This is a genomic window from Actinomadura kijaniata (genome assembly GCF_014138665.1).
In the GTDB taxonomy this organism is placed as follows: Bacteria; Actinomycetota; Actinomycetes; order Streptosporangiales; family Streptosporangiaceae; genus Spirillospora; species Spirillospora kijaniata.
In genome coordinates this window covers 714,262-732,698 of sequence record NZ_JACJIA010000003.1, presented here as the reverse complement: position 1 = coordinate 732,698, position 18,437 = coordinate 714,262, and the positions used below count along the sequence as shown (strand labels likewise).

The window sequence follows — 18,437 nt, the reverse complement described above, 5'->3', positions numbered from 1 at the left end:
CATGGATCTGCGGGGCGCGGTCGTCCTGATCACCGGGGCGTCCTCGGGCATCGGCGCGGCCTCGGCGCGCGCGTTCGCCCGCGCCGGGGCGACCGTCGCGCTGGTGGCGCGCGACGCGGGCCGCCTGCGCGCCCTGGCCGGCGAACTCGGCCGCTCGGGCGGCGCGGCGCACGCCTTCCCCGCCGACCTGTCCGCGCCGGAGGCCGTCGAGGCGATGGCCGCCGAGGTCAGGGACTCCCTCGGCGTCCCCGACGTGATCGTCAACAACGCGGGCGCGGGCCGCTGGCTGTTCGTCGACGAGACCACGCCCCGCGACTTCCACGCGATGACGGCCGTTCCCTACCTGGCCGCCGGGTACGTCACCACGGCGTTCGCCGCCGACATGGTGGAGCGCGGCAGCGGCCGGATCGTCGTCGTGAACTCGCCGGTCTCGCGCGCGGTGTGGCCGGGCGCGTTCGGCTACGCCGCCGCCCGCTGGGGCCTGCGCGGTCTGGTCGCGGCGCTGCGCCTGGACCTGCGCGGCACCGGCGTCGGCGTCACCGAGGTCGTCCCCGGCAAGGTCTCCAGCGAGTACTTCGCCAACAACCCCGGCTCGGAGGAGCGCGTCCCCGGCATCTCGGCGGTCGTCCCCACCGTCACGCCCGACCGGGTCGCCCGCGCCCTGGTCGCCGGGGTCGCCCGCGACCGCCGCCGCGTGATGCTCCCGCCGACCCTGCGCGCCGTCGCCGCCCAGGCGTGGCTGGCCCCGCGCGCGACCGACCTGCTGATGTCCCTCACGGGCGCCAGGCGCCCCTGACGACCGGGCGGCCGCGGGCCAGGGGGCGCCCGCGGCCGCCCTCCCCGACCACCCCGAACGCGCGGATCCGGTAGCGTCCAGGCGCGATGGAGGGGCGCAGGCGGCACGCGGTGGCCGCACTCACCGGCCTGGTGCTGGGGCTGCTGGCGATCGGGCCGGGGCTCGGGCCGGGCTTCGTGCTGTCGTTCGACATGGTGTTCGTGCCGGACCCGGCGTTCACCCGGATGACGTTCGGGCTGACCGGGACGGTGCCCCGGCACGTGCCGAGCGACGCGCTGGTCGCGGCGCTGGGTGCGGTGCTGCCCGGCGCGGCGGCCCAGAAGCTGCTGCTGCTCTCGATCTTCGTGATGGCGTGCGTCTCTGCGGCGTCCCTGGTGCCGTCGCGGCGGACGCTCCCGCGACTGGCGGCGGGGGTCTGCTACGCCTGGAACCCGTTCGTCGCCGAACGCCTCCTCCTCGGCCACTGGGCCTTCCTCCTCGGCTACGCCGCGCTGCCGTGGGCGGTCGGCGCGGCGGCCCGGCTCAACGAGGGCGGCGGCGGCCGGCGCCTGGCGCGGGCCCTGCTCCCCGCGGCCGCCGGAGGCTTCGCGGCGATGGCCGTCTCCGGCCTGGCGGCGCTGCCGATCGCGGCGTTCACCGCCGCGCGCCGGGCCCGCGCGCTGGCGGCGGCGGTCGGCGTGCTCGCCCTGCTGAGCCTGCCGTGGCTGGTCACGGGGTGGCTGCGCCCGTCGGGGATGCCGGGCGACACCGGCGCGGTGGAGGCGTTCGCGGCGCGGGCGGACACGCCGTTCGGCGCCCTGGGCAGCCTGCTGCTCCTGGGCGGGGCCTGGAACCGCGAGACCGTGCCCCCCGCCTACGGGACGCCGCCCCTCGCACTGGCGTGGGCGCTGGTCGTGGTCGTGGCGGTCCTCGCGTTCGCCCGCTGGTGCCGGGCCCCGTGGGCGAGGGGCCTGGCCGTGGCGTCGGCCGTCGGCTACGCGCTGGCCGCGTGGGGCGCGGTCGCCCCGGCCTCACTGCGCGCCGCCATCGACCTGTGGCCCGGCTTCGCCGTCTTCCGCGACGGCCAACAGTACGTCGCACCGCTGGCGGTACTGGTGGCCGTCGGCTTCGGCACCCTGATCGACCGAGCCACCCGAACGACCAGCCACGCCGCACGCACGAAGAAGGCAGGCACCAACGCCCCAAAACCCAGTCCCGGCAACCACGCCACAGCCGGGAACGCCGCCGACGCGGAGAGCGGGCGCTTCGGTGGTGTGGAGGGTGGGGATTCGGCGGGGGTCGTGCTTGGGGTTTTCGCGGTTGTCGCGCCTGTGGTGTTGTTGCCGGGGCTGGCCTGGGGGGCCGTGGGGCGGCTTGACGCCGTGGAGTACCCGGACGACTGGGCCGCCGCGCGGCGGATCGTTCAGGCCGATCCCGTGGACGGGGACGTGCTCGTGCTGCCCTGGGCCACCTACCGCTCCTATCCCTGGAACGGCGGGCGCACCAGCCTCGACGCGCTGCCCCGCTACCTGACGCGGCGGGTCGTCGTCAGCGACTCGGTGGTCATCGGGGACGTCACCGTCCCGGCCGAGGATCCGCGCGCCCGGGAGCTGGACCGGATCGTGCGGGGGAGCGGGCCGGTAGTGGACGGGCTGCGGGCCGCCGGGGTCCGGTACGTCGCGCTGGACGCCGAGACCGGCGGCCCGGCCCGGCGGCGTCTCGCCGGGGCCGAGGCCGTCGTGGACGGCGCCGACCTGGTGCTGTTCCGGATCGACCGGCCCGCGCGCGGCCACCGCGACGGCGGGGCGCCGACCGGGATCGCCGTCGCGGCCTGGGCCTTCTTCCTGACCGGGATCATCTGGTCATTCAGTACCTCACCCATTACTCTGATCCCTCACACTCCCCGCATCCCCCGACGAACAAGGACCCCCTGATGCGTGTTGCGATCGCGGCGGTGACCGGTGTCCTGCTGGCAGCGCTGACCTCGGTCGGTGTGGTGCAGCTGGCGAACGCCGACCAGAAGGACCCCGTCATCAAGCCGCTCTACAACTACGGCTCCCGGTAGGCCCCGGCCGCTCCGCGCGATGGACGCCAACGGCGCGGCCCCGGTCCTGGAGATCGTGGTCCCGGCCTACAACGAGGCCGTGCGGCTGCCGCGCGGCCTGGCCGAGCTCGGCGCCAAGCTGGCCGGGCTGCCGTTCCCGGCCGCGGTGGTCGTCGTGGACAACGGCAGCACCGACGCCACCGCCCGGATCGCCGAACGGTGGTCGGGACCGGTCCCGGTCCGGCTGGTGCGCTGCCCGACGCGGGGCAAGGGCGCGGCCGTGCGCGCCGGGCTGCTGGCCACCCGCGCGCCCCGGGTGGGGTTCTGCGACGCCGACATGGCGACCGGCCTGGACGCGCTGGACGGCGTCCTGGGGCTGCTGCGCGCCGGGCATCCCGTCGTGGTCGGGTCCCGGCGGCACCCCGCCTCGCGGGTGGAGGACTACAGCCACCCGCTGCGCCGGGTCGGCGCGATCGTGTTCAACCTGCTGATCCGCGACCTGGTGGGCGGGGTCACCGACACCCAGTGCGGGTTCAAGTTCTTCGACGGGGAGCTGGCGCGGGCCGCCGCCGCCGAGCTGCGGACCGACGGGTTCGCGTTCGACGTGGAGCTGCTGGCGGCGTGCGTGCGGCGCGGCGCGGCCGTCACGACCGTCCCGGTGGAGTGGCGGGACGTGCCCGGCTCGACGTTCTCGGTGGGGCGCCACTCGGTGACGTGCCTGCGCGACCTGACGGCGATCCGGCTGCGCGCCGGACGCGCCGCCGCGCGCGCCCCCGCCCCCCGGCCGATCACCGAGCCCACCGGGGCCGGATCCGGATGACCGGCCAGCTCAACGGCCTGCGGGTGGCCGTCGTCAACTGGCGCGACCCCTGGCACCCGGCGGCGGGCGGGGCCGAACGCTACGCCTGGGAGATCGCCCGCCGGTTCGCCGCGCGCGGCGCCCGCGTCACCTACCTCACCTGCCGCGCCCCCGGCCAGCGCCGCCGCGACCGCGTCGAGGGCGTGGAGTTCGTGCGGCTCGGCGGCCGGTTCACCGTGTACCCGCTGGTCCTGGCGTGGCTGCTGGCGCGCCGCGGCCGCTTCGACGCGGTCGTCGACTGCCAGAACGGCATCCCGTTCTTCACCCCCTGGGCGCTGCCGCGCCGCGTCCCCGTCTTCCAGGCGATCTTCCATGTGCACGACGCGCAGTTCGGCCTGTACTTCCCGGCGTGGCTGGCCTGGGTCGGGCGGACGCTGGAGGGCCCCGTCGCCCGCTGGACCTACCGCCGCCACGCCTGCACGGCGATCTCGCTGACGACGCTCACCGCGCTGCGCGAGCGCCTCGGCTGGACCGGCCCCGTCTACCTGGTCCCGGTCGGCGTCACGATCCCCGCGGACGACCCCGCCCCCCGCGAGCCGGAGGGCGACCCCGAGCTGGTCTGCGTGACCCGCCTCGTCCCGCACAAACGCGTCGACCACCTCCTCGACCTCGCCGAACGCCTCCGCCCCCACCGGCCCGGCCTGCGGATCAACGTCATCGGCCGCGGCCCCGAGCACGACCGCCTCGCCGCCGCGATCGCCGACCGCGGCCTGACCGGCGTGGTCACGCTGCGCGGCTTCGTCTCCGAGGAGGACAAGGCCGCCCTGGTCGCCCGCGCCGACCTGCACCTCAGCGCCTCCCAGGGCGAGGGCTGGGGCCTGTGCGTCGCCGAGGCCGCCGCGCTGGGCGTGCCGACCGTCGCCTACGACGTGGACGGGCTGCGCGACGCCGTCCGCGACGGCGTGACCGGCTGGCTCGTCCCCGGCGGCGAGGACCTGGCCGCCACCGTCGAGCGCGCCCTGAAGGAGCTGGACGACCCCGTCCGCCGCGCCGAGGTCACCGCGGCGTGCCGGGCCTGGGCCGCCGAGTTCGACTGGGAGCGCACCGCCGACCGCATGGGCGACCTGCTGGCCGCCGCCGTCCGCGCGGGCGGCAGCTCCACCGCCGATGCCGGGGCGCACGTGGTCCACCGGTACGGTGACGACCACCCCCGGGTCGTGGAGGGGCCGCTCCGCGACGAGATGCTCCGCGCGCCCGAGGGCGTGCGCGCGGTGCGGACCGCCACCCCGCTGGAGCGGCTGCTCGGCCGCGCGGACGGCTGAGCGGCGCGGTCCGGCAGGGGTTCCGGCGGGGTTTCGGGAGAGGGGACACGAACGGCATGGCGATCGGGGCATGGGCCGACCGGCTGGCCCGCCGCGTGTCCGCCGCCGACCGCGCGCCCGCCGCGTCCCGCGACGCCGCCCCCGATCCCGAGGGGGCCGATCCGGTCTGGCGGGACCGCCTGCGCGTCCTGGTCTGCTGCCTGGCGCTGACCGTGCTGGCCGTCACGACCCGGCCGGGACGCGTCCTGGCCGACACCAAGATCGACATGGCGGTGTCCCCGGCGGCGTTCCTGGGCCGCGCCCTGCACCTGTGGGACACCGCGCAGTTCGGGCAGCTCCAGAACCAGGCCGCCGGGTACTTCTTCCCCTGGGGCCCGTTCCACCTGCTGGGCGACCTGGCCGGGCTGCCCGCGTGGATCACGCAGCGGATGTGGATGGCGCTGCTGATGTGCGCGGCGTTCCTGGGCGCGCGCAGGCTCGCCGACCGCCTCGGCCTCGGCGGCCCGGTGAGCCGCCTGTTCGGCGGCATGGCGTACGCGCTCGGCCCGCACGGCCTGTCGGCGCTCGGCCAGAACTCCTGGGAGTACCTGCCGCTGGCGCTGCTGCCCTGGACCGTGATCCCGCTGGTCACGGCCGTGCGCAACGACGGCGGACGGGCGCGGGCGGCGGCCCGCTCCGGGGTCGCGATCGCGCTGTGCGGCGGCATCAACGGCACCGCGACCGTCGCGGTCCTCGCCGTCCCCGCCCTGTACCTGGTGACCCGGCGCCGCCCCCGGCTGCTGGCCTGGTGGCTCCCCGCGGTGCTCTGCGCCGTCGCGTGGTGGCTGGTGCCGCTGGTGCTGACCGGGAGGTACGCGTTCTCCTGGCTCGGCTACACCGAGAAGGCCGACACCACCACCGCCTCCACCGGCCTGCTCGACGTGCTGCGCGGCGCCGAGCGCTGGATCAACTACCTCGGCGGCGAGTCCCTGCCGGTCGGCCATCTGCTGGCGAGCCGCCCCGCGCTGATCGTCGCGACCGTGCTGCTGGCGGCGCTCGGCCTGGTCGGGCTGGCCCGCCGCGACCTGCCCGAACGCACGTTCCTGCTGCTCACCCTGCTGGCCGGGCTGGCGGTCGTCACCGCCGGGCACGCCAGCGCGGTCGAGGGCCCCCTCGCCCCGGTCGTGCGGGACCTGCTGGACGGACCCCTCGCGCCCCTCCGGAACCTCTACAAGTTCGACGGCCTGGTCCGGCTGCCGCTCGCGCTCGGCCTGGCCCACCTGCCGGGCACGCTGCGCCGCCCCCGGGTGCGGCTGACGGCGTTCGCGCTGGCGGCGGCGACGCTGGCGGCGGTCGCCTCGCCCGGCCTCACCAACGGGCTGGCCGGGCCCGGCGACTTCCCCGACGTCCCCCGCTACTGGCGCGACGCCGCGAACTGGCTGAACGGCCGCGCCGGGCAGCAGGCGGTGCTCGCGGTCCCCGGCGCGCGGTTCGGCGACTACACGTGGGGGCGGCCGATGGACGACGTCGTCCAGCCCCTGCTGCGGACCCGCTGGGGCGCGCGGCAGCTCGTCCCGCAGGGCTCGCCCGGCTACGCGCGGATCGTGGACGCGCTCGACCAGCGGATCGCCGCCGGGCGGGGCTCGCCGGGGCTGACCGCGACGCTGGCCCGGATGGGCGTGCGCTACCTGCTGGTCCGCAACGACCTGTCCCGCTGGGACCTGCGCGGCGCGTGGCCCGCGCGGGTGCAGCAGGCGCTGCTGACCTCGCCGGGGATCACGCGGGTGGCGGCGTTCGGGACCGAGCAGGCCGTCGGCTGGGGGGCCGACGACGCGGTGGGGGCCTTCGACCAGCGGTACCCGCCCGTCGAGATCTACGAGGTCGCCGACGCCGACGACGTGGTGGGCCTGCTCGACGCCGAACGCCCGCTCCGGGTGCGCGGCGCGCCCGAGGCCCTGCTCGGGCTGGCCGACAACGGCGCGCTCAGGGGCCGCCCCGTCCTGGTCGGCGACGACGATCCGCACGCCCCCGCCGACACCGTCTCCTCCGACGCGCTGCGCTGGCGGGAACGCGGGCTCGGCGAGATCCGCACCCTGATCGGCCCGACGATGACGGCGGACCGCCCCCGCGCCGACACCCGGGGGCGCGGGGCCGACCCCGAGGAGGCCGCCTGGCGGCGGGACCGCACCGTCGCCGAGTACACCGGCGTCCGCGACGTCACCGCCTCCGCCTCGGCCTCCGACCCCGGCTCGATCACCGGTCTGGACGACCCCGGCGCGCTCCCGTACGCCGCGCTGGACCGCGACCCCGGCACCCGGTGGATCACCGGCGGGTGGAGCGGCCCGGTCGGGCAGTGGCTGCGCGTGGACCTCGCCGAGCCCCGCGACCCCGGAACGATCGAGGTGACGTTCGTCCGCAACGAGTTCCTCGGGCCGCCGCCCGCCCGCGTCGCCGTCGAGACCCGCAACGGCGTCCTCGAACAGCCGGTCACCGCCGACGGGAGGCCGCAGCGGCTCACCGTCCCCCCGGGGCGGACCGACTGGCTGCGCCTCCGGGTCACCGGCCTGGCCCGGCGCCCCGAGTCCCTCGCGGCGGCGCGCGTCGCGGTCGCCGAGCTGGCGATCCCCGGCGTCCGCGCCACCCGCCACCTGCGGCTTCCCCGGGGCGGCACGGCGCAGGTGATGACGCGTTCGGTGCCGCCGCGCCCGGAGTGCATGCGGGGCGCCGCCCGCGTGGTGTGCTCCCCGGAGCTCGGCCGCGGGGACGAGGACGGCGCGACGCTGAACCGCGTGTTCACCGCGGGCGCCGCCGCCGACACGGTCGTCACCGGCCGGGCCGTGCTCCGGGATCCCGCGCTGATCGACCGGCTCACCCGCGGCGGCTCCCGGACGACGGTGACGGCCAGCTCGGTGTGGACGCGGGAACCGCCGGGGATGCCGCGTTCGGCGTTCGACGGCGACGAGGCCACGGCCTGGGTCGCCGACGGCGACGACCGCGCGCCGACGCTCCGCGTCGCCTGGGGGAGCGAGCTGCCGGTCGGCGAGGTCACCGTGGTCCGCCCGCCGGGCGCGGGCGAGGGGCTGCGGCTCACCGTCACCGGCGCGCGCGGCGAGGCCCGCGAGGGCCTGGTGGACAAGAGCGGCAGGCTGCGGTTCGAGCCCCTGCGGACCGACCGGCTGACGTTGCGGTTCGACGCGCAGCGGACGCCCGTCCAGGTCGGCGAGGTGCGGATCCCCGGCGTCCCGGCCCTGACGGGATCGGGGTTCGAGAAGGCCGTCACGCGCTGCGGGGACGGGCCGGTCCTGGAGGTCAACGGCGCGCGGATCCGCACGAGGATGACCGTCACCGTCGACGACCTGGTGCAGGGGCGCGCGATGCCGTTCCGGTCCTGCGGGCCGGTGCCGGTGGTGGCGGGCGACAACCGGATCTCGGCGGGCGGCGACCGCCACCAGGTGGACTCGCTGCTGGTGGACCCCGGCGGGCGGCTCGGCGGGGCCCCCGCCAGGTCCGCCGAGGCCGTGCGGATCGAGTCGTGGGGCAGGGGCTCGCGGAAGGTCGAGGTGACCGCCGACCGCCGGTCCTACCTGGTCGTCAACGAGAACTTCAACGCGGGCTGGCGCGCCCGCACCGCCACCGGCCGCGAGCTGCGCCCGGTGCGCCTGGACGGCTGGCGGCAGGCGTGGGAGGTCCCCGCCGGAACGACCGGCCTCATCACGATCGGCTACGGGCCCGACCTGGTCTACCGGCTGTCGCTGCTGGCCGGGCTGGTCCTGCTGCTGGGGCTGCTGACCGTGGCGGCGCGCCCGGCCCGCGCCGCGCCCGCCCCTCCGGCGGAGGCGCCGCGGGGGCGCTGGCCGACGCCGCCGGTCCTGGTCCTGGCGGCCGTGCTGGGCTTCTGGCTGGCGGGGTTCGTGGGGCTGGCGGTCACGCCGCTGGCGGCGGCGGTGCCGTGCTGGGCGCGGCGGCGGGCCTCGCGGCCGGCGCGGGAGGCGCGGTCGGCGTGGCCGGTGGGCGCGGCGCTGCTGCTCGGCGGCCTGGCGGCGGCGACCGGGGCGTGGCTGGCGCGGCGGGGCGTCGCCGAGGCGTGGACCGAACCGCTGCGCGACACCGTCCCGCAGATCGCGGGCCTGGTGGTCGTCGGCCTGCTGACGGCGCTGCTGGCGGCCCCGCGCGAGCCCGACACCTGGCTGGCGGGCGGCGGGGAGCTGCGCTGGACGCCCGTCCCGGCGTCACCGCCCCAGCCGGGCCCCCAGCCGCCGGACGGGCTCCTCGACCAGGTGGTGGGTGAGCGCGGCGGCGACGACCGTCAGCAGCAGGCACCCCGGTAGGTCGACCGGCAGGCCGCCCTCGGAGGCCCGGCGGCCGGTCCAGCCGAACCAGAAGTGGATCGCCACGAACTGCCACAGGAAGATCCCGTAGGAGATCCGGCCCAGGTAGCGCATCACCCGGTTGCCCAGCACCGCGTCGAACACCGGGTGGGCGCCGGGCGCGAGCGCGACCGGCGCGACGAACAGGACCGCCGCCGCCCCGTACAGCACGAGGTTGAACAGCGACACCCACACATCGCCCACGTACAGCCGGGAGATCCCGGTCAGCGGGGTCGCGGCGGCGCAGTACAGCAGCGCCGCCGCCAGCCAGCAGGAGCCCCACGACACGGTGACCGTCCGGCACAGCCGCGCCGCCGTCCCCGACCCGCGCGCCCACGTCGCCAGCACCGTCAACGCCATGCCCGCCGCGAACCACGCGCAGTAGCGCGGCAGCCAGGTCCCGAAGAACGCCTGGTCACCGCTCGCGAACATCCCGACGGTGTAGACGGCCGACAGCGCCGCGTAGACCGCCAGGCCGCGCAGCAGCGCCCGCGCCCGCCCGTCACGGTCGCCCCGCCGCCGCGCGTACCGGTCCAGCACCCCGGCGACCAGCGGCAGCGTCAGGTAGAACGCGACCTCGACGCACAGGCTCCAGATCTGCCCGAGCCCGTCCGGCCCGAGGTGCCTGTTCCACCAGGGCCCGGGATCGTAGACGAACGTCAGCGTCAGCAGCGACGTCCACGTCCAGGCGTCCCCGAGGTGCGAGGACAGCAGCACCGGCACCACGACCAGCACCAGCAGCCAGTACGCGGGCAGCACCCGGAAGGCGCGTTTACGCAGGTAGGGCAGGACGCGGGGGCGCGGGCGGCCGTCCAGGGAGGCGGCGGCCCACGGCCGGTAGAGCAGGAACCCCGACAGCACGAAGAACAGCGTGACGCCGATCTCCCCCCGCGACAGCAGCCACGACACCGCCCCCTCCTGCGGGCTGAACCACCCGACCGTGGCGGCGACGTGGAACACCAGCACGGCGAGCGCGGCGACCGCGCGCACGCCGTCCAGCGCGTCGTGGTGACCGGCGACCCGCGGGAGCCGCCCGGCCCGTTCCGGAGCGATGGTCAACGCCGTCCCTCCCGGCCCGCGTCGCGCGCCCCGGCGAACAGGCCCGCCGCCTCCACCGCCTTCAGCAGCGCCACGCCCGCCGTCCGCGGCGGCGGGCCCAGCCGCGCCAGCCGCCGCAGCGACCGGGGGCGCCCGAACGACCGCGCCGACGCCTTCGCCCGGTACACCGGCAGCCAGCGCCCGTAGTAGCGGCGCTTGCGGAACGCCGACCGCAGCGTGATCCGCCCCTCGTCGTGCCAGACCGTCGCCGCCACCCGCCCGATCCGGTACCCGGCGGCGGCCACCCGGTCGGCCAGGTCCCAGTCCTCGAACGCGCTCAGCGCCTCGTCGTACCCGCCGGCCTCCGCCAGCGCGGGACGCCGGAAGACCCGCGCCGCCTCCACCGCCGGATCACCCAGGTAGGAGCGTTTCTCCACGGCGCGGCAGCGCGACCAGAACCCCTCCCCGAACGACAGCTCCGGGATCACCAGCCCGCCCAGCGCGGCGTCGGCCGCCAGCGCCGCCACGGCCTGCTCGACCACCCGCGGCTCCAGCACCATGTCCGAGTCCACGAACGCCACCACCTCGCCGGACCCGGCCCGCCAGCCGTGGTTGCGCTGGGCGCTGCGTTCGGGGCCGCGCTCCAGCACCAGGTCGGCGAACCCGGCGGCGATCCTCCGGGTGGCGTCGGTGGAGGCGTTGTCCACGACGACCAGCTCGACCGGGTGGGTCTGCGCGCGGACCGAGGCCAGGCACCGTTCCAGGGTGCGGGCCGAGTTCCGGGTCGGGACCACGACGGTCACCGGCGTCGTCGTCAGCGTGGCCTCCAGGGTGAGGGGTCGAAGCAGATTAGCCGGGATCACACCGGGACGGGAGAGACGCCCGTCCCCTCCCGCGCCTCGCCGTACGGGAGGCGGCGCGGCAGCAGCCCGGCCAGCGCGGCGGCCACGGCGAACGCGACGGCCGCGAACGCCAGGGCCCGCGCCGTCCCCGCCGGGTCCGCCGCGCCCGGATCGGCGCCGCGCCCGAAGAACAGCACGCCCGCCGCCGCGACGCCGAGCACCCCGGCGAGCTGCGTCACCGAGTTGAACACCCCCGACGCCGCGCCCGACCCGCCCGCCGGGACCTCGCTGATCACCGCGTTGGCCAGGACCGGCAGCACCAGGCCCATCCCGATCCCGCACACCGCCAGGCCCGGTGCCAGCGCCCACGGCGTCAGCCCGCGCCCCTCCAGCGCCGTCGTGGCCGCCACGGCGGTCATGCCCGCCGCCATCACCGCCGACCCGGTCCGCACCAGCAGCCGCGCCCGCAGATGCCCGTACCGGTGGGTGAGCTGCGCGGTGCAGGCGACCCCGGCGGGCCACGCCAGCCCGGCCAGCGCCACCCGCATCGGCGACCAGCCCAGCGCGAACTGGAGCCCCCACGTCAGCGCGATGAAGCACGCCGACACCCCCGCGAACAGCGCCAGCGTCAGCACCAGCCCCGCGCCGAACGACCGGCGCCGCAACAGCTCCGGCGGGACCAGCGGGCTCGCGCCGCGCCGCTCCCGGCCGCGCTGGTGCCGCCAGAACACCCCCGCCACGACCGGCGCGCCCGCCAGCATCGCCAGGCTCCACAGCGGCCAGCCGCGCTCGCGGCCCTCCACCAGCGGGAACGTCACCAGCAGCGTCGCCGCGCCCGCCAGCAGCATCCCGGCCGGATCGAGCCGGGGCGCCGGGCGCGCCCGCGAGTCGTCCATCCAGCGCCACGCGCCCAGCAGCGCGACCAGGCCGACCGGCACGTTCACATAGAAGATCGTCCGCCAGCCGAGGCCCGCCCACCCGTACTGGGTGAGCAGCCCGCCCAGCACCGGCCCGCCGACCTGCGCGACCCCCAGCACCAGCCCGTACAGGGTGAACGCCAGCGTCCGCTGCCGCCCCGGCGGGAACTGCACCGTGATCACCGACAGGGCCTGCGGCACCATCAGGCCCGCGCACGCGCCCTGCGCCGCCCGCGCCGCGACCAGCGCCTCCGCCGACCCGGCCGCCCCGGCGGCGACCGACGCCGCGACGAACCCGACGATCCCGGCCAGCAGCACCCGGCGGCGGCCCCACACGTCGCCCAGCCGCCCCCCGGTGATCAGGAACAGGCCGTAGCCCAGCGCGTACACCGACGCCGCCCACTGCCCGGCCGCCGCGTCCGCGCCGAGGTCCCGCTGGATGCTGGGCAGCGCCACGTTCACGATCGTGACGTCCACCAGGTCCATGAACGTGGCCAGCAGCGCCGCCGCCAGCGCCGGCCAGCGCCGGCCGGGCCTCATGCGGGCACGCCCATCGAATGGTCCTCCGAACAGGGGGGCTGCGGGGACTTTTGGTGCGGAGGGGGTCCTGTAGGGTAACCGAACCCGTCAGTAAGTGGGATATGTACCGCACGCGGGTCACGACGGCAGCCTGGGGAGTTGGACATGCGGCGACCGCTCAGCCTGATCCTGATCGCACTCGGCGCCTTCTGCCTGACCCTCGCCCCCCTGGTGAAGTTCTACGTCGCCGAGCGGACCGTGCTCGCGCCGCTCAACCGCTACCAGCGCAGCCAGCTCGTCGCCACCAACGCGCAGTACTTCGACATGGCGACGTTCAGGATGCGCAAGGGCGTCACGCTGGTCGCCGAGAACACCGTGCGCGGCGACACCCGCGCCAACGGCGGCAACGACTCCCTCGCCGTCTGGGACTCCTCCAGCATCATCTACGACAAGGCGTTCCCCGACCGGCAGGTGGACATCCAGTCGTTCCGGATCGCGTTCGACCGGCGCACCTCGGAGCTGACCGAATGCTGCGGCTCGCACGTCGGCGGCGACCCCAAGGTGAGGATGTCGGGGTACGGGCTGCTGTATCCGCTGGCGAACGTCGGCAAGCGCGACTACCCGTTCTTCGACCTGATCACCAGGCAGACCGTGCCGATGCGGTTCCAGGGCGAGGAGGAGATCGGCGGGATCGACGCCTACCGGTTCGTGCAGCAGGTGCCGGTCACCCGGACCGGGGCCGTGGAGGCGAAGGTCCCCGGCGACCTGCTCGGCCTGGGGAGGGACGTCAAGCCGCAGAAGGTGGACCGCTACGCGTCGGCGACGATCACGCAGTGGGTGGACCCGCGCACCGGCGTCCCGGTGCGGGTGGACCAGAAGGTCGACCAGTTCGTGCGCACCCCGGACGGGCGCGGCCGGATGACCATCGCCTCCGCCGACCTCAGGATGACCGAGGCGAGCGTGGCGAGCCTGGTGAAACTGTCCGACGAGAACGCCTTCAAGATCGCGATGGTGCGGTCCTACGTCCCCTACGGCGGTGTGCTCGCGGGACTGGCGCTGCTGCTGCTCGGCGGGATCGCGGGCCTGCTGAACCGGGGGAGGCGCGGGAAGGCCGTGCCCGCGCCGCCCGCGCCGCGCCGCCCCGACGGCAAGTTCGGCGACACCGGCCCCGCGCCCGCGCCCGAGCCCGTTCCGGGGAGGGCCGCCGCCGCCCGGACCGTTCCGCCGCCGGCGCCGCGCCGGACGGACGGCAAGTTCGGCGGCGTCGCGCCGGAGGAGGCCCCGCCCGCCGTTCCGCTCACCTACACGCCGGTGCCGGAACGGCCGGAGGGCGGGACCGGCCGCCGCTCCGGGAACTAGAAGATCTTCTTGTAGCCCGCCGGGCCGCAGTGCCGGAAGGTCTTGATCTTCTTCTTGGCCCGGTCCTTGAACACGACCGTGCACTCCTTGACGTACAGGTGCTGGACGCGCCAGTTGTCCAGACGGCCGTCGCGCCTGACCGGCATGGCGAAGGGGACCTTGAGGTTCCTGACGTTGTGCCGCCGCGCGACCGGGCTGTAGAAGCCGGAGTAGGAGACCTTGCCGCGCGCGCCGGTGGCCTTGAACACGATGGCCGCGTACTCGCCGCCCCGGCAGGAGTCGCTGATCCGCACGTCGAGGACCACCTGGCCGCGCGCGGTGCGCCGGTAGGTGCCCTTCCCGGCGACGCATCCGAGGTTGTTACCGGTCTTCCAGGCGGGGGCGGCCTCGGCGGAGGTCGCCGTGGCGACCGGGACGACGGCGAAGGAGGCCAGGGCGACGACGGTGCCCAGGATGATGCGCATGACGCTCCAAAGGGTGTTCCGGCGGTGACCGGAGGGACAGGTGCGGCGGGAGGCGCGTCCAGGCCAACACGGTCCCTGACGGGGTGTCAACGTCCATGATCGGCCATCCCGGGACAAGGTGTTACGTGTTCTAGTCTCGTCCGGGTCCGAACCCGCAGCATGGGGCAAGAAATGCAAGTAGAACATGTTGCAGTTTTCGGGCCGCGCGCCTAGGGTCGAGGGCGTGCGGACACGAGTCACCGAAATGTTCGGGATCGAATACCCGATCTTCGCGTTCAGTCACTGCCGCGACGTCGTCGCCGCGGTGAGCCGCGCCGGCGGCATGGGCGTGCTCGGCGCGCTGTACTTCACCCCCGAGGAACTCGAACTCGAACTCAAATGGATCGACGAGCACGTCGGCGGCAAGCCCTACGGCGTGGACGTGGTCATGCCCGCCAGGTACGAGGGCGCCGACGCCGGTGACGCCGAGGAGCTGCTCGGCCGCCTCCAGGGGATGATCCCCGAGGGGCACCGGAGGTTCCTGGAGGACCTGCTCGCCGAGCACGGCGTCGAGCCGCCGTCGGAGCAGGCCAACCGGGCGCTGCTGGGCTGGACCGACCAGACCGCGCGGCCCCAGGTCGAGGTCGCGCTGCGGCATCCGATCGCGCTGCTGGCCAGCGCCCTCGGCCCGCCGCCCGCCGACGTGGTGGAGCTGGCGCACGGGCACGGCGTGAAGGTCGCGGGCCTGGCCTCCACCGCGCGGCACGCGCAGAAGCAGGTCACGGCCGGGGTGGACATCATCGTCGCGCAGGGCACCGAGGCGGGCGGCCACACCGGCGAGGTCTCCACGATGGTCCTGATCCCCGAGGTCGTGGACGCCGTCGGCGCCGACACCGTCGTGCTGGCGGCCGGCGGCATCGGCCGGGGCCGCCAGGTCGCGGCGGGCCTCGCGCTCGGCGCGGAGGGCGTGTGGACCGGCTCGATCTGGCTGACGGTCGACGAGGCCGACACCCCCGAACGCGCCATGCCCAAGCTGCTGAAGGCCACCTCGCGCGACACCGTCCGGTCCCGCGCCTGGACGGGCAAGCCCGCCCGGTTCCTCAAGACGGCGTGGACCGACGCGTGGGAGGGCGAGAAGTCGCCGGGCACGCTGCCGATGCCGATGCAGTTCATGCTGGTGGCCGACGCGCTGCCGCGCATCGCCCGGTCCGGCGACGGCGAGCTGGTGACGTTCCCGGTCGGGCAGATCGTCGGGTCGATGAACCAGGTCAAGCCCGCCGCCCAGGTGGTCTACGACCTCATCGAGGAGTACGTCGAGGCCGTCGAGCGGCTGAGCTCCCTCACCGAGGCCGAGTGACCCGGCCCGCCCCGGCCGCGTGCCGGGGCGGGGTCCGGGCCCTGGTCAGAACCGGGTCAGAACCGGGTCAGCCAGGACAGGGCGCGGCCGAGCAGGTAGTAGACGGCGGCGGCGATGCCCCAGTTGAGGTAGAGCTGGTGGTCGGGGTTCGGGCGGGTGAACAGGTCGTGGAACGGCGTCGCCAGCCAGGCGCCCGCGTCGAGGGTCGCGTCCACGAGCGCGTTGCCGGGGTTGGCCCCGCTCAGCGTGAGCAGCATCCCGAGCAGCAGGATCAGCGCGGCGGCCCAGCCCAGTCCCAGCAGCAGCCGGCTGACGGGGTTGGGGCGGTGGCGCCAGCGGCGGGCCGGGCGGGCGGGTGCGACGACGGTGCGTTCGGCAGGCGCGCGGTCGGCTCCCGCGACGGGCGCGACCCTGGTGTCGGCGGGGTCGCGGTGCCTGCGCCTGAGATGTACGGCCATGGTCTGTCACTCCTCCTGCGGTCGCGGGCGGATATGCCGCGAGGAGCCGGCCGCAAACGCCCGCCGTTTTCCGGACGCTTGAGTGGCGTGTTTCAGTTCGTCCGAAAATAAGAAGATCTTGGGGGTTGACCCTGCCGCGCGGGCCGGGATCTAATTGCGGGCGTGTCGTGAAGCGCTCTCACGCTGAAGCGTACGGCGGAGAAGTGGCCGACACCGTACTCGCAGGGGATGATGTCCATGTCGACCATCGGTATCGCCTGACGCATCGCGTCCCGCGCGTCATCCCCGCGCACCCGCGACGCGTTCGCGTCGCTCTCGTCTCCCCACCGGCCCGTCGTCGACGCGCCTCCCGAGACCCTTCCCCCGCGCAGGGCGTGACGCGCCGTGGGCCCACCGCGCCCACCCCCGTCCGTCTTTCCACCTCACCGCGCCCTGCGCGGATTCACACATCCACGGGAAGAGAATGCCCAACGACTTCAACCAGCAGGTCATCGAGGAGTTCCGCGCCAACAACGGCGTGGTCGGCGGCATGTTCGAAGGCGGCCGCCTGCTCCTGCTCACCACCACCGGAGCCCGCACCGGCAGGCGCCACACCGCTCCGGTCGGCTACCTGCCGGACGGCGAACGCGTCCTGGTCATCGCCTCGGCCGGGGGAGCGCCCCGGCACCCCGCCTGGTTCCACAACCTGCGCGCCCACCCCCGCGTCACCGTCGAGGCCGGGGCGTTCACCTACGAGGCCGACGCGGTCGTCCTGGACGGCGCGGAACGCGACGCCGCCTGGGCCCGCGCCGTGGAGAGCGATCCCGGCTGGGCCGCCTACCAGGAGAAGACGGCCCGGACGATCCCGGTGGTGGCGCTCGTCCCCGTCCCCGGACCGCCGAACCTCGGCGCCCGCGGCATGGGCGACGGCCTCAAGGCCGTTCACGACGGCTTCCGCCACGAACTGGGGATCATCCGCACCGAGCTCGCGCAGGCGGGTCCGCGCCTCGGCGCGCAGTTGCGCGTCAACTGCCTGACGATGTGCGCGGGCCTCGGCGACCACCACATGGGCGAGGACGCGATGCTGTTCCCGGGCGTCGCCGCCCGGCACCCGGAACTGGCCGGCACCCTGGCCCGGCTCGGCCGCGAGCACGAGAGGGTCCGGGACCTCGTGACGGAGATCCAGGCCCTGGTCGCGTCGGAGGACACGGACCCGGCGGCCCTGCTGCCGGAGTTCGACCGCCTGGCGGCCGAACTGGAGGCCCACCTCGACTACGAGGAGGAGCAGCTGGTCCCGCTGCTCAACGCCATGGGCTGACCGCCCCGGGCGGCCCCGGCGCGTCCGGGGCCGCCCCCGCCGGGCTACTTCCCCTCGAAGACCGGCGGGCGCTTCTCCTTGAACGCCCGGGACCCCTCCTTCGCGTCCTGCGAGCCGATCACCGGCCAGCCGATCTCGTCGGAGATCTTCAGGGCGTCCTCCTCCGGCAGGTGCTCGGTCTCCCGGTAGACGCGCAGGATCGCCTGGACGGCCAGCGGCCCGTTGGCGGCGATCCGGTCGGCCAGCTCGCGGGCCGCCGCCAGCGCCGTCCCGGCCGGCACCACCTGGTTGACCAGGCCCATCGCCAGGGCCTCCCGCGGCGTGACCGAACGGGCCGTCAGCAGGATGTCCATCGCGTTCGCGTAGCCGATCTGCCGGGGCAGGCGGATCGCGCAGCCGCCCATCGGGAACAGGCCCCGCTTCGCCTCGTACAGGCCGAGCGTCGCGTCCTCGGCCACCACGCGCAGGTCCGTGCCGACCAGCAGCTCCGTTCCGCCCGCGACCGCGTAGCCCTCGATCGCGCAGATGAGCGGCTTGGTCGGGCGGCCGTCGCGCAGCAGCCCCTTCCAGTGGAAGTCAGGGATCCGCCGCATCCGCTCCTGGACCTCCGGATCCGACGGGGGCGTGCCCATCGCCTTCAGGTCCGCGCCCGCGCAGAACTGGCCGTCGGCCCCGGTCAGGATGCCGACCCGCACCTCCGGCGTCTCCGACATGTACCGCCAGGCGTCGGCGAGGCCGACGAGCATGGCCGAGCTGAGCGCGTTGCGGGCCTCGGGACGGTTCATCGTGACGGTCACGACGGGGCCGTCCTGCTCGACGATGCAGTGCTCGGTGCTGATCGGCAGCCGTTCCGCCATCGGTCCCTCCGGAGTCGGGAAGTGAAAACAGGAACGGATTCTAGTTAAGCCGAACCCGACCCAA

15 protein-coding genes are annotated in these 18,437 nt (G+C 75.5%); 9 read left to right on the top strand and 6 right to left on the bottom strand.

Features of this window, described 5'->3' with window-relative positions; genetic code table 11:
- The first annotated feature begins 1 nt into the window (after position 1).
- The 6 genes from HNR61_RS15595 (at position 2) to HNR61_RS15575 (ending at position 9,247) form a co-directional block, all read left to right on the top strand.
- Entirely contained in the window at positions 2 to 796 is a 795-nt protein-coding gene (locus HNR61_RS15595) for an SDR family NAD(P)-dependent oxidoreductase (RefSeq protein ID WP_182843831.1), read from the top strand.
- An 86-nt stretch (positions 797 to 882) separates the two neighbouring features.
- Positions 883 to 2,709, top strand: coding sequence for an MmpA family trehalose lipid delivery protein (locus tag HNR61_RS15590; protein ID WP_182843830.1), 1,827 nt, complete (start codon positions 883 to 885; stop codon positions 2,707 to 2,709).
- On the top strand, positions 2,709 to 2,840 hold the full coding sequence (locus tag HNR61_RS49165) for a hypothetical protein (protein WP_281186221.1): 132 nt from the start codon (positions 2,709 to 2,711) through the stop codon (positions 2,838 to 2,840). The genes HNR61_RS15590 and HNR61_RS49165 overlap by 1 nt, the downstream gene beginning before the upstream one ends.
- 19 nt (positions 2,841 to 2,859) lie before the next feature.
- Positions 2,860 to 3,639, top strand: coding sequence for a glycosyltransferase (locus tag HNR61_RS15585; protein ID WP_182843829.1), 780 nt, complete (start codon positions 2,860 to 2,862; stop codon positions 3,637 to 3,639).
- Positions 3,636 to 4,940 carry a glycosyltransferase family 4 protein gene (locus HNR61_RS15580; RefSeq protein ID WP_182843828.1) on the top strand — a complete coding sequence of 435 codons (1,305 nt, stop codon included), beginning with the start codon at positions 3,636 to 3,638 and terminating at the stop codon, positions 4,938 to 4,940. Before HNR61_RS15585 ends, HNR61_RS15580 begins: the two co-directional genes overlap by 4 nt.
- 56 nt (positions 4,941 to 4,996) lie before the next feature.
- Entirely contained in the window at positions 4,997 to 9,247 is a 4,251-nt protein-coding gene (locus tag HNR61_RS15575; protein WP_182843827.1) for an alpha-(1->3)-arabinofuranosyltransferase domain-containing protein, read from the top strand.
- Here the strand turns inward: HNR61_RS15575 and HNR61_RS15570 are convergent.
- Genes HNR61_RS15570 through HNR61_RS15560 form a run of 3 tightly spaced genes read right to left on the bottom strand, consistent with a single transcriptional unit; the run spans position 9,149 to position 12,623 of the window.
- Positions 9,149 to 10,345, bottom strand: a complete 1,197-nt coding sequence (locus HNR61_RS15570; RefSeq protein ID WP_182843826.1) for an acyltransferase family protein — start codon at positions 10,343 to 10,345, stop codon at positions 9,149 to 9,151. The two genes, HNR61_RS15575 and HNR61_RS15570, sit on opposite strands and share 99 nt — an antisense overlap.
- Positions 10,342 to 11,187 carry a glycosyltransferase family 2 protein gene (locus HNR61_RS15565; protein WP_312897919.1) on the bottom strand — a complete coding sequence of 282 codons (846 nt, stop codon included), beginning with the start codon at positions 11,185 to 11,187 and terminating at the stop codon, positions 10,342 to 10,344. The genes HNR61_RS15570 and HNR61_RS15565 overlap by 4 nt, the downstream gene beginning before the upstream one ends.
- Positions 11,184 to 12,623 (bottom strand): MFS transporter, encoded by a 1,440-nt coding sequence (locus HNR61_RS15560; RefSeq protein ID WP_182843825.1) that lies wholly within the window; start codon positions 12,621 to 12,623, stop codon positions 11,184 to 11,186. The genes HNR61_RS15565 and HNR61_RS15560 overlap by 4 nt, the downstream gene beginning before the upstream one ends.
- 144 nt (positions 12,624 to 12,767) lie before the next feature.
- Here HNR61_RS15560 and pgfA point away from each other — a divergent pair, with 144 nt between their 5' ends.
- Positions 12,768 to 13,961 carry a cell envelope lipid trafficking protein PgfA gene (gene pgfA / locus HNR61_RS15555; protein ID WP_182843824.1) on the top strand — a complete coding sequence of 398 codons (1,194 nt, stop codon included), beginning with the start codon at positions 12,768 to 12,770 and terminating at the stop codon, positions 13,959 to 13,961.
- Here pgfA and HNR61_RS15550 read toward each other — a convergent pair.
- Positions 13,958 to 14,425: a hypothetical protein gene (locus tag HNR61_RS15550; RefSeq protein WP_182843823.1), complete on the bottom strand. Its 468-nt coding sequence runs from the start codon at positions 14,423 to 14,425 to the stop codon at positions 13,958 to 13,960. The two genes, pgfA and HNR61_RS15550, sit on opposite strands and share 4 nt — an antisense overlap.
- Positions 14,426 to 14,648: 223 nt before the next feature.
- Between HNR61_RS15550 and HNR61_RS15545 the strand changes: the two genes are divergently transcribed.
- On the top strand, positions 14,649 to 15,761 hold the full coding sequence (locus HNR61_RS15545) for an NAD(P)H-dependent flavin oxidoreductase (protein ID WP_182843822.1): 1,113 nt from the start codon (positions 14,649 to 14,651) through the stop codon (positions 15,759 to 15,761).
- 56 nt (positions 15,762 to 15,817) lie between these two features.
- Here HNR61_RS15545 and HNR61_RS15540 read toward each other — a convergent pair whose 3' ends face one another.
- Complete coding sequence (locus HNR61_RS15540; protein WP_182843821.1) at positions 15,818 to 16,219, bottom strand: hypothetical protein; 402 nt, start codon at positions 16,217 to 16,219, stop codon at positions 15,818 to 15,820.
- A 463-nt stretch (positions 16,220 to 16,682) separates the two neighbouring features.
- Here HNR61_RS15540 and HNR61_RS15535 point away from each other — a divergent pair, with 463 nt between their 5' ends.
- Positions 16,683 to 17,516, top strand: coding sequence for a nitroreductase/quinone reductase family protein (locus HNR61_RS15535; protein WP_182843820.1), 834 nt, complete (start codon positions 16,683 to 16,685; stop codon positions 17,514 to 17,516).
- A 44-nt stretch (positions 17,517 to 17,560) separates the two neighbouring features.
- Here HNR61_RS15535 and HNR61_RS15530 read toward each other — a convergent pair whose 3' ends face one another.
- A complete protein-coding gene (locus tag HNR61_RS15530; protein ID WP_182843819.1) occupies positions 17,561 to 18,373 on the bottom strand; it encodes a crotonase/enoyl-CoA hydratase family protein in 813 nt (270 codons plus the stop codon).
- Between the last annotated feature and the right edge of the window lie 64 nt (positions 18,374 to 18,437).

Bases quoted from the DNA above. Each gene is read 5' to 3' on its own strand.
- HNR61_RS15595 (WP_182843831.1), top strand. From the start codon at position 2: ATGGATCTGCGGGGCGCGGTCGTCCTGATCACCGGGGCGTCCTCGGGC.
- HNR61_RS15535 (WP_182843820.1), top strand. From the start codon at position 16,683: ATGCCCAACGACTTCAACCAGCAGGTCATCGAGGAGTTCCGCGCCAAC.
- HNR61_RS15575 (WP_182843827.1), top strand. From the start codon at position 4,997: ATGGCGATCGGGGCATGGGCCGACCGGCTGGCCCGCCGCGTGTCCGCC.
- HNR61_RS15560 (WP_182843825.1), bottom strand. From the start codon at position 12,623: ATGAGGCCCGGCCGGCGCTGGCCGGCGCTGGCGGCGGCGCTGCTGGCC.
- HNR61_RS15530 (WP_182843819.1), bottom strand. From the start codon at position 18,373: ATGGCGGAACGGCTGCCGATCAGCACCGAGCACTGCATCGTCGAGCAG.
- HNR61_RS15550 (WP_182843823.1), bottom strand. From the start codon at position 14,425: ATGCGCATCATCCTGGGCACCGTCGTCGCCCTGGCCTCCTTCGCCGTC.
- HNR61_RS15580 (WP_182843828.1), top strand. From the start codon at position 3,636: ATGACCGGCCAGCTCAACGGCCTGCGGGTGGCCGTCGTCAACTGGCGC.
- HNR61_RS15540 (WP_182843821.1), bottom strand. From the start codon at position 16,219: ATGGCCGTACATCTCAGGCGCAGGCACCGCGACCCCGCCGACACCAGG.
- pgfA (WP_182843824.1), top strand. From the start codon at position 12,768: ATGCGGCGACCGCTCAGCCTGATCCTGATCGCACTCGGCGCCTTCTGC.
- HNR61_RS15590 (WP_182843830.1), top strand. From the start codon at position 883: ATGGAGGGGCGCAGGCGGCACGCGGTGGCCGCACTCACCGGCCTGGTG.
- HNR61_RS15585 (WP_182843829.1), top strand. From the start codon at position 2,860: ATGGACGCCAACGGCGCGGCCCCGGTCCTGGAGATCGTGGTCCCGGCC.
- HNR61_RS49165 (WP_281186221.1), top strand. From the start codon at position 2,709: ATGCGTGTTGCGATCGCGGCGGTGACCGGTGTCCTGCTGGCAGCGCTG.